Annotated in this window: 10 protein-coding genes; 8 read left to right on the top strand and 2 right to left on the bottom strand. The window is 65.5% G+C overall.

Annotation, left to right across the window (positions count from 1 at the left end; translation table 11 throughout):
- Nucleotides 1-237, bottom strand: a 237-nt coding sequence (locus QZ753_RS04490) for a hypothetical protein (RefSeq protein ID WP_294641495.1), incomplete at its 3' end; no start/stop codon positions are given.
- 205 nt (nt 238-442) lie between these two features.
- Here QZ753_RS04490 and QZ753_RS04485 point away from each other — a divergent pair.
- Together QZ753_RS04485 and QZ753_RS04480 are read left to right on the top strand one after the other, a co-directional pair.
- The gene (locus QZ753_RS04485) at nt 443-3,229 is read left to right on the top strand and encodes a PAS domain-containing protein (protein ID WP_294641494.1); all 2,787 of its coding nucleotides are present in this window, start codon (nt 443-445) and stop codon (nt 3,227-3,229) included.
- Nucleotides 3,230-3,239: 10 nt separating this feature from the next.
- The gene (locus QZ753_RS04480) at nt 3,240-3,629 is read left to right on the top strand and encodes a response regulator (protein ID WP_294641493.1); all 390 of its coding nucleotides are present in this window, start codon (nt 3,240-3,242) and stop codon (nt 3,627-3,629) included.
- 173 nt (nt 3,630-3,802) lie between these two features.
- Here QZ753_RS04480 and QZ753_RS04475 read toward each other — a convergent pair whose 3' ends face one another.
- On the bottom strand, nt 3,803-4,216 hold the full coding sequence (locus QZ753_RS04475) for a hypothetical protein (RefSeq protein ID WP_294641492.1): 414 nt from the start codon (nt 4,214-4,216) through the stop codon (nt 3,803-3,805).
- A gap of 400 nt (nt 4,217-4,616) precedes the next feature.
- Here QZ753_RS04475 and QZ753_RS04470 point away from each other — a divergent pair, with 400 nt between their 5' ends.
- From QZ753_RS04470 to QZ753_RS04445, 6 genes are all read left to right on the top strand, one after another.
- Nucleotides 4,617-5,024, top strand: a complete 408-nt coding sequence (locus QZ753_RS04470; RefSeq protein ID WP_294641491.1) for a ribbon-helix-helix domain-containing protein — start codon at nt 4,617-4,619, stop codon at nt 5,022-5,024.
- The gene (dld, locus tag QZ753_RS04465) at nt 5,021-6,844 is read left to right on the top strand and encodes a D-lactate dehydrogenase (RefSeq protein WP_367171489.1); all 1,824 of its coding nucleotides are present in this window, start codon (nt 5,021-5,023) and stop codon (nt 6,842-6,844) included. Before QZ753_RS04470 ends, dld begins: the two co-directional genes overlap by 4 nt.
- 166 nt (nt 6,845-7,010) lie before the next feature.
- On the top strand, nt 7,011-7,406 hold the full coding sequence (locus QZ753_RS04460; RefSeq protein ID WP_294641490.1) for a VOC family protein: 396 nt from the start codon (nt 7,011-7,013) through the stop codon (nt 7,404-7,406).
- Between the two features lie 71 nt (nt 7,407-7,477).
- Nucleotides 7,478-8,020, top strand: coding sequence for a gluconate 2-dehydrogenase subunit 3 family protein (locus tag QZ753_RS04455; protein ID WP_294641489.1), 543 nt, complete (start codon nt 7,478-7,480; stop codon nt 8,018-8,020).
- 102 nt (nt 8,021-8,122) lie between these two features.
- A complete protein-coding gene (locus QZ753_RS04450) occupies nt 8,123-9,691 on the top strand; it encodes a GMC family oxidoreductase (RefSeq protein ID WP_294641488.1) in 1,569 nt (522 codons plus the stop codon).
- A gap of 126 nt (nt 9,692-9,817) precedes the next feature.
- Nucleotides 9,818-10,246 (top strand): pseudoazurin, encoded by a 429-nt coding sequence (locus QZ753_RS04445; protein ID WP_294641487.1) that lies wholly within the window; start codon nt 9,818-9,820, stop codon nt 10,244-10,246.
- The last annotated feature ends 179 nt before the right edge of the window (nt 10,247-10,425 follow it).

Raw genomic sequence — 10,425 nt, 5'->3', positions numbered from 1 at the left:
CGAAGGTTCAAGCCGGCGCCCGAGACCTACCGAATGGTGGCGGATGGTGAAGGCGTGTCGCCGGCCGATCTCTGTCTCGTCGCCTGCCATGTCTGGGACACCGTCGGCGCTCAGGCCGCCGGGTGCTTTGCCGGACTGGTCGAACGGCCCGGAAACGCAGCGCTGCGTGCCGAGGGCGTCCCGTTCCCGGATGTCGTCGCCCCGAACCTTCATCACCTCGCGGCCGAGATCGTTCACCGTTGGGGACGGTCAGCACCCATTGGATAGCCGACACCGTGCCGCGTTGATCGACAGGCCCAGATGGTTTCGGAATCGTCTGCTTTCAGAGAGTCATCCTCTTGCGAGGGACGCAACGTCTCTTTCTGTTGTAGCGCGAACGGTTTAGGGCTAGCGCAGGATGGTTTCGCTCGGCGGTCGAGCCGGATCGGAAGCGAGCGAAGGCATGCCACAGCCCCTCGAACCTGAGGTCATGGATCATCCAGCCCAAAGTGCGACGATGATGGAGCGGTTGGCCGGTCTCGACTGGTCCGCGACGCCGCTCGGCGGACGGGCCGGCTGGCCACAAAGCCTTCGCACGACCGTCGACATCATGATGGGCTCCGGGCACGCGATGTGTCTCGCCTGGGGGCCAGAGCGCACGTTCCTCTACAACGATGCCTACGCGCCGTTCCTCGGAGCCCGGCATCCGTCAGCGCTCGGCAAACCGTTCGCTGACGTGTGGCCGGAGATCTGGGACGACATCGGCCCGCTGGTCAGCCGTGTCTTCGGCGGCGAGACGACGTCCTTCCGGGCCATGCCACTCGTCATGACGCGCAACGGCTACGCCGAGGACACGTGGTGGGACTTTTCCTACTCGCCTGTCCGTGACGAGGCCGGGACGGTCGCCGGGCTCCTGAACGTCGCGGCCGACGCGACGCCGCGCATCCTCGCCGAGCTTGAGCGTGCCGCGGCGACTGAGAAGTTGCGCCTCAGCGAGGCCGTCGCGCAGGAGAACATCCAGCGCGTCCAGCTTGTCTTGGGAGCCGGTGCCATCATCGGCACCTGGTTCTGGGACATCGTGGCCGATCGCTTTACCGTCGACGAACCCTTCGCCAAAGCTTTCGGGCTCGACCCGACCTTGGGCCGCGAGGGCATCCCGCTCGCGCAGATCGTCGAGACCGTGCACCCGGACGACCAGGCGGGCCTCGCCGACGCGATCAACGAGGCGGTTGCCCGCGGTGGCGCCTATGCGCATCAGTACCGCGTGCGACGCCTCGACGGGAACTACTACTGGCTGGAGGCTAACGGGCGCGTCGACCATGCGCCGGACGGCACGCCGATCAGCTTCCCCGGCGTTCTCATCGACATCGAGGATCGGCGGGCCGCCGGTCTCGAGCGCGACCGGATGGTGGCGGCGCTCGCCACCAGCGAAGCACGGTTTCGGGCCCTGTTCGAGAACATCGACGCCGGGTTCTGCATCAGCGAGGTGAAGTTCGACGAAGCGGGGCATCCGGTCGACCACCGCGTGATCGAGGCCAATCCTGCCTTCGAGCGCCACACCGGCTTGTCGGATGCTGTCGGACGCTATGCCAGCGAGGTCGCCCCCGGCATCGAGCAGCACTGGCACGACGCCTACGGGCACGTCGCCAAGACCGGCGAAGCCATCCGCTTCGAGGGCGAGGCGAGGCCGCTTGGACGCTGGTACGACGCGCATCTCTTTCCCGTCGGTGGCGGCCGCGTCGCGATGCTGATCGCCGACACCACGGCGCGCCGCGAGGCGGAAGGGGCGCTGGCCCGCAGCGAAGCGAAGTGGCGCAACGTCTTCGAGACACTGCACGAGGGGTTCATCCTGGGCGAGGTGGTCCGGGATGCGTCGGGCCGCGTCGTCGACTGGCGCTATGAAGCGGTGAACGATGCCTGGCATGACCTCGTCGGCGTGCCGCGGGGAACGGCGATGGGACGCACCGTTCGCGAACTCCTGCCCGTCGTTGAGGACGCCTGGGTCGACGAGTTCGCAGGTGTGGTCGAAACGGGCAAGGCAGCGCGCTTTACCCGCCGGGTCGGCACGATCGACCGCTGGTACGACGGCGTCGCGCAGCCGATCGGCGGCGATCGCTTCACGGTGTTCTTCATCGAGGTCACGGAGCGCATCAAGCGCGATCGAAGGCAGGCAACGCTCCTGACGCTGGCGGACGAGCTGCGTGGGCGGTCGGACCTGGAGACAATCATCACGGCGGCCGCGCGCTGCCTGGCCGACGGTCTCGAGGTCGACCGTGTCGGCTCGGGCATCGTGAACCTGCGCGAGGATACGATCGACGTTCACTCCGAATGGGCCGAGCCCGGGATGCCCAGCGTCGTCGGTCGGCATGCCTTCTCGTCCTACGGTTCCTACATCGCCGACCTCAGACGCGGGGAGCTTGTCGCCGTCGATGATGTCGGCTCGGATCCGCGCACAAGCAGTCGGGAGGTAGGCTTTGAGGCGATCCAGACCCGCTCGTTCCTAGACCTTCCCATCAGCTTCGATGGTCGCCTGTACGCGGTGGTCTTCGCGCACTCGCGGGACCTTCGCCGATGGACGGACGGAGAGCGTCAGTTCGTCGAGCAGGTCGGAGACCGGGTTCGTGTGGCCCTGACCCGCCAGAGGATGGAAGACGCGCAGCGTGTCCTGACCCAGGAGATGGCGCACCGCATGAAGAACTCGCTCGCCATGGTGCAGGCGATCGCGACGCAGACACTTCGGCAGGCCCATACGATGGATGAGGCGCGGGAGGCAATCTCGAGCCGCCTTGCGGCGCTCGCCCGGGCGCAGGACATCCTGACACGCTCGAACTTCACCGAAGCCGACGTCCACGAGGTCGTCGACGCAGCGATCGCTCCGCATCGCCTGGCCGGCGACCGGATCGCGATGGCCGGGCCCCATGCCGAGCTGTCGGCGCAGCGGGCGCTCGGTCTCAGCCTCGCCATCCACGAACTCGCGACGAACGCGGCGAAGTATGGGGCGCTGTCGAACGAGACGGGTCGCGTCGTCATGATCTGGGAGGCCGCGAATGGTACGTTCGAGTTCCGATGGATCGAAAGCGGCGGTCCGCCGGTTATCCCGCCGGAACGTCGCGGGTTCGGCTCCAAGCTGATCGAGCGGATCGTTGCCAGCTACTTCGACGGCGAGGGACACATCGACTTCGACCCTGCCGGTATCCGTTTCACCCTGGCGGGGGCGCTGGAGCAGCCCGTGGCCATCTCGAACGCTTGAACCAGACACCATGGCCCAGTCCTTCGATCCCGCCCGTTACGCCGTCCTGATCGTGGAAGACGACGCACTCGTGCGCGCCGAGGCCATGGACCTGTGCGAGGAGGCGGGCTTCACGACCTACGAGGCGAAGAACGCCGATCAGGCCATCCGCCTTCTGGAGCGCCATTCCGACATCCGCGTCCTCTTCACCGATGTCGAGATGCCCGGCACGATGGACGGGCTGAAGCTCGCCCGAGCTGTCCGTGACCGCTGGCCGCCGGTCGCGATCATCGTCACGTCCGGCCGGCTGAAGGTCGAGGCGACGGACATGCCTGAGAACGGGCTGTTCTTCGCCAAGCCCTATCCGCCACGCGGCATCATCAAGGCGTTGAACGAGATCGCGGCGCAGATCCAGAGCTGAGGCGTTTCCGCACGCTCGTCGCCGTGGGGTTCAGGCAGCAGGCCCCGGGCGAACCCGGAAGGTCACTGGGGTGTCCTGCGGTCGACGCAGCTCGAGAGAAGGCGCGCAGCGGACAGGAGGATAACGCCGCTCGTGGAGAGGCCCGCCGCCTCCGGCAGGCGGGCCCCTACGAGCTACTGAGCTTTGATCATCGTCATGACGAGCTTGTCATCGACGCGGACCGGGCCGTCCTCCTTGGCACCCAACGTGTACTCGAACACGCCCTTCTTCGTGCCGCCGTCCTCGGCGTGAACCATCAGCATCAGCATGTCGCCGGGCTTCACGTCCTCGGTCAGGATCGCCGCGACGTCGTTCGTGGTGCCGGCCCGGATCGGGGCATGCCCGACAACCGGACCCGGCTTCATCGCAGCGTCCGTGCGGTGGACGACGAGCCAGCCGTTCTTCGCGGCCATGACCGTGTCAGCGCTGACGATACCGTTCGAAACATCCTGATCGATGGCCTTCACACCCTGCATGGCCTGCTGGGCAAAGGCGGACGACGCCGCGAGGCTCAGCGTTCCGACGATGAAGATCGCGCTCTTCTTCATATCCGACTCCCGTGTTCGGTTTCCAAACACAGAAGATACGAGGGAGCGTCGGCACAGGCTTCGGCGATCACCACCACGTGACCGGCGATGACGAGGCGACCGATATGTCGATCGTCCGCTTTCGGGATGGATGCAACATTCCTCCAAGCGACCGACTCGGGTCGATAGCCGTCCGACCGCTCCCGGACGTCCGCTTCCATGACGCCGATCGGCGATAAGGGGTGGATAGCGGTCCGTCTGCTCTCGTGCGAATACCTCGAGATAGCTGCCGCTGCCGCTGGCGAACAAGCTAGTGGCAACAACTTTGCCGATCGATCAGACGGCGTAGCGGACTACTACCCATCCGCCGGGAAACCGCGCAATGTTTCGCTCGGGAGTGAACGGTGGGGAGGAAACCGGGATGTGCAGGTTGTTCGTCGGCGCGAGCGCGGACCTTTGGGAGAGCCAGACCAGGTCCGTCCGGATGGACGGGATGGTCACGAGCGTCCGGCTCGAGAAGATGTTCTGGACGGTGCTCGAGGAGATTGCCGAGAAGGACGACCTCAATATCCCGCAGCTCCTGCACCAGTTGTACAACGAGTCGATCGACGAGGGGCACGACCTCGGGAACTTCACCTCGTTCCTGCGCGTTTGCTGCCTGCGATACCTGAACCTGCAACTCCAGGGGTTCCTCTCGAAGGAGCAGGGCAGGAACTTGAAGCCGGAAGAGATCCTCGCGCTGGAGGATGAGGCCAACGAGGCTCGCGAAAGAAAAAAGGCCGCGGCCCCTGTCGTCCTGCCGCGCAAGAGCCAGAAATACATCCTGTGACGATCTTCGAACGCTCGGCGGGTGGCGTTCCGAGCCCCAGCGCGCCACCATCTATCTTGGATCGCCCGCGCCAGACTGGTTTCAACAACGGGAGGAGCGAAGCAAGGGCTGGGACGGCACTGGCCGACGAACTGCGTGCGGTGGTCGGCGACCGCAACCTCCTGACGTCGCCGTCCCGGATGCACCGCTACGTCAGGGGTTACCGTTTCGGCGCCGGGCATGCGATCGCCGTGGCGTTGCCCGGCACGCTCGTCGAGCTGTGGCGCACCGTTTCCCTGTGCATCGAGCACGGTGCCGTGGTCGTCATGCAGGCGGCGAACACCGGGCTTACGGGCGGATCGACGCCCTTCGGCGACGACTACGACCGCGACGTCGTCGTGGTGGGCACGCTGCGCCTCCGGTCCCTCCTGCTGCTCGATGGGGGACGCCAGGTCCTCGCCTTCCCCGGCACGACGCTCGACACGCTCGAGAAGACGTTGAAGCCGCTGGGCCGCGAGCCGCATTCGGTGATCGGGTCATCGTGCCTTGGCGCGTCCGTCGTGGGCGGCGTGTGCAACAACTCCGGCGGCTCGTTGATCCGGCGCGGTCCGGCCTACACCGAGCAGGCCCTGTTCGCTCGGGTGACGCAGGACGGCCGGCTGGAACTCGTGAACCATCTGGACGTGTCGCTCGGGACGACCCCGATCGAGATCCTTGAACGGCTCGACAGGGGCGACGTGCCTCCCGAGGCCGTCAGCCATCCCACCGACAGACGGGCCTCGGATGGGGACTACGGGGAGCACGTCCGCGAGGTGGATGCCGACACGCCGGCCCGCTTCAATGCCGATCCGCGCCGCCTTTTCGAGGCATCGGGATCGGCGGGACGTCTCGTGGTCTTCGCAGTCCGCCTCGACACGTTCGAGACTGAGCGGGACACGCGGGTGATCTATGTCGGCACCAATGACCCCGGCGAGCTCACTAGGTTGCGGCGGGAGATGCTGGCGAGCCCGCTGCCGCTGCCGATCGCCGCGGAATACCTGCATCGCGACGCGTTCCGGATCGCCGAGCGATACGGCAAGGACACGTTCCTCCTCGTTCGACGCCTTGGCACCGCGCGTCTCCCGGCCCTCTTCTCATGGAAGAGCCGCTTCGACAGCTTCGCCGAACGGATCCCTTTCCTCCCTTTCAACCTGTCGGATCGGCTCCTTCAGGCGGCCTCGCATCTCCTCCCGTCCCATCTTCCGCCGAGGCTCACCGCCTTCCGGGACCGCTTCGAGCACCACCTGATGATCAAGGTGTCAGGCGAAGGGGCGGCGGCTCTCACCGAGCTTCTGGCCGATCGGTACCGGAACCCGCAGACCGACCACTTCGAATGCACGGCCGAGGAGGGCTCCGCCGCCTTCCTTCACCGTTTCGCGACCGCGGGAGCGGCGATCCGCTATGACGCCGTGCAGGGACCCCGCAGCGGCGGTGTGGTGGCTCTCGACATCGCGCTTCCGCGAAACGAGCGTGACTGGACGGAGCGCCTGCCACCAGAGATTGAGGGCGAGATCGTCCACAAGCTCTACTATGGCCACTTCTTCTGCCACGTCTTCCATCAGGACTACCTCCTGCGGGAGGGGGCGGATTGGCACGCTTTGAAAGGAAGGATGCTGGCGCTACTCGACACGCGCCGGGCTCGTTATCCGGCGGAGCACAATGTCGGGCATCTCTACAGGGCCGACCCCGTTCTGGAGCGGCACTATCGAAGCCTTGATCCGTGCAATTGCCTGAACCCTGGGATCGGGCGCACCAGCAAGCTGCTCCGGTGGCGTAAGGCGGCCGTAACTCCCGCACTCTGACGACGCGGTGGTCGCTGCGACAGCTCGTCTCAACCCATGATCCATGCAGGAATTTTTGTCCGCTTCGTCGTCTGTCCTACCCCTTTACTACCATCCGTCTCTGTAATCACTCTAAGCTCCCATCCGTATCGGCAAGCCGATGGGAAAAGCGTTCCGGGAGAGAGGCTTGGCCAAACTCATTCATTCGATGATCCGCGTCCTCGACGAGGCGCGTTCGGTCGATTTCTACAAGAAGGCCTTCGGTCTCGCTGTGGCCGATCGCATCGAGTTCGACAGCTTCACGCTCGTCTACATGCGGAACGCGGAGAGCGATTTCGAGCTGGAGCTCACGGTCAACAAGGGAACCGAGACACCCTACGACCTCGGCAACGGCTATGGGCATCTGGCCGTTTCCGTGGCCGATCTGAAGGCCGAACACCAGCGCCTTCTCGATGCCGGGCTCTCGCCGAAAGATCTCAAGACGCTGAACGCCCCCGGGGGCGGTGCGGCGAACTTCTTCTTCATCGAGGACCCGGACGGCTACAAGATCGAGGTTCTTGAGCGCTCCTGGCGCTTCGCGTGACGGCCTAGCATTTCGATTCCGGCGCCGGTGCTGGGAGGCACGCCGCGGCGCCCCAATGGGAGGACTGAACGATGACGAGATCGACCTCGTCGGCGAACGATCTGTCGCGCCGACGTTTCCTCAGGAGTGCGGCGTCCGGCATCATCGCGATGACGGTGATGCCGAGCGGTCTCGTGACGGGCCGGGCCTTCGCCCAGATGCCCCAGGCGACCGAGCCCGAGACCTTCGCGTCCCTCGTTCAGATGTCGCGGGACTGCTACCCGCACGACAAGATCGAGGACCGCTTCTACGCGAACGCGGTGCAGATCCTCGACGAGGCCGCGCGCGCGCTTCCCGCCGAACGCGACCTTCTCGAGAGCGGCATGGGGAGCCTCAACCAGGCCGCCGCCGACCGCTTCGGCAAGCCCTACGCCAAGGTCGAGAGCGAGGCCGACCGCGTCGAGCTTCTCAAGGGTATGGAGGACACCGCCTTCTTTCAGAAGGTCCGCGGCAACCTCGTGGTCGGTCTCTACAACCAGAAGGAACTCTGGCCGATCTTCGGCTACGAGGGCGCCTCCTACGACAAGGGCGGCTACCTGGAACGCGGGTTCGACGACATCGACTGGCTCGCCTGATCGCGCCGACGCGCGGCCCGAACCTGCAAAACCGTTTGAGCCGGCGACCGCGAGCACCCGCAGGGAGGCGGGCGTGGTCGATGCCGGATGGGAGAAGAAGCCATGCCCGCACCTTATGAACTGAACGACGACAGCGTGTTCGTCATCGTCGGCTCCGGCGCCGGCGGAGGGACGCTGGGCGCCGAGCTCGCCATGAAGGGGATCGACGTTGTTGTCCTCGAGGCTGGAAAGCGTCACGAAACCTGGGACTTCATCAACGACGAATGGGACTCGTTCGCTCAGCTCGCCTGGGGCGACAAGCGGATGACGTCGGGGTCCTGGGACATCGCCCGGACCTTCCCGAACCTCCCGGCCTGGATCGTGAAGTCGGTCGGCGGCTCCACGGTCCACTGGGCCGGCGCGTCGCTCCGCTTCCAGGAGCACGAGTTCAAGACACGCACCCACTATGGCGAGTTGAAGGACGCCAACCTCCTCGACTGGCCGATCGACCTCAAGGAGATGGAGCCTTGGTACGCTAAGGCCGAGGACCGGATGGGCGTGACGCGCACCAACGGCATCCCGGGCCTGCCGGGCAACAACAACTTCAAGGTGCTGGAGGCGGGCGCCAAGAAGATCGGCTACAAGGAAGTCCACACGGGCAACATGGCGATCAACTCGCAGCCGCGCGACGACCGCGGCTCGTGCCTCCAGATCGGCTTCTGCTTCCAGGGCTGTAAGTCCGGCGCCAAGTGGTCGACGCTCGTGTCGGAGATCCCGAAGGGCGAGGCGACGGGACGCCTGGAGGTTCGGCCCGAAAGCCATGTGCTGCGCATCGAGCACGACGCGAGCGGTAAGGTGACAGCGGTGGTCTACGCCGATGCGCAGGGCGTCGAGCAGCGGCAGAAGGCCCGTGCGGTGGCAGTCGCAGGCAACTCGATCGAGAGCCCCCGCCTGCTCCTGAACTCGAAGTCCTCGATGTTCCCGGATGGGCTCGCCAATTCGTCCGGCCAGGTCGGCCGCAATTACATGCGCCACACCACGGGCTCAGTCTACGGCGTATTCGACAAGCCCGTTCACATGTACCGCGGCACCACGATGGCGGGCATCGTTCGCGACGAAGCGAGGCACGACCCGTCCCGCGGCTTCGTCGGCGGCTATGAGTTCGAGACCCTGTCACTCGGCCTGCCGTTCATGGCGGCGTTCCTCGACCCGCAGAAATGGGGCCGGGACTTCGCGGATGCGATGGACAACTACCAGAACCTCGCGGGCCTCTGGATCGTCGGCGAGGACATGCCCCGCGCGGACAACCGCATCACGCTGGCGGAGGAGAAGGACAAGTTCGGCATGCCCGTGGCGTCGGTGAACTTCGACGACCACGAGAACGACACGGCCATGCGCAACCATGCCTACAAGCAGGGCTCGGCGATCTACGAGGCGGTCGGCGCGCTTCGGACCATCCACACCCCGCCCTATCCCTCGACCCACAATCTCGGCACCAACCGGATGAGCGAGAACGCACGCGACGGCGTCGTCAACCGCTTCGGCCAGACGCACGACATCCCGAACCTCTTCGTGTCGGACGGCTCGCAGTTCACGACCGGGGCCGCCGAGAATCCGACGCTGACGATCGTGTCCCTGGCGCTTCGTCAGGCGGACCACATCGCCGGACGCATGTCCCGCGGCGAGCTCTGAGCCGCCCGCGCGGTCGCCGGCTTCGATCCGGCGGCCGCTTCCATTTTTCCTGTCCCGCGGCTGCATGGGTCGGCTCGTCCGGCAACGACCCTGCGCGTCCGTCTTCGGCAATGAAGGTCCACGACGATGAAGCTGACTGTTCTCGCTGCCCTCATGCTCCTCACCCCGCTCGCCGCGCAGGCGGCCGAGATCGAGGTCCAGATGCTGAATGCCGGAGCCAAGGGGGCGATGGTGTTCGAACCCGACTACATCGAGGCCAAGCCCGGAGACGTGATCGTGTTCAAGCCGACCAGCAAGGGGCACGACGTCGAATCCATCAAAGGCATGCTCCCGGAGGGCGTCGAGCCGTTCAAGAGTGCCTTCAACGAGGAATACCGACTGACGGTCGCCAAGGAAGGACTGTACGGTGTGAAGTGCACGCCGCACTACGGCATGGGCATGGTTGCCCTCATCAAGGTAGGCGAGCCGGTGAACCAACCGGAAGCCATCGCAGTCAAGCATCCAGGCAAGGCCAAGATGGTCTTCCAAGAACTGCTGGCGAAGTCCGGCTCTTGAGTGTCATATCCTCGCTGTTAGCCGATCTGAGAGCGCGATCAGGTCGACGTCGCGAACCTTCTCGTCTTGTTCGTCAAGGCGAGACTCTCCTGAGTTGGAAGCGGATATTTTCTTGAGCTAGAGAGTGTCCGCTTCTGATGGCTAAGTCTGACGCCCGCGATGTCCTCGAAGGGTCGAAA

This window comes from uncultured Aureimonas sp. (assembly GCF_913775355.1).
GTDB lineage: Bacteria > Pseudomonadota > Alphaproteobacteria > Rhizobiales > Rhizobiaceae > Aureimonas.
Note: the sequence above shows the minus strand (reverse complement) of the source record. Positions and strands in the feature narration are given on the sequence as shown.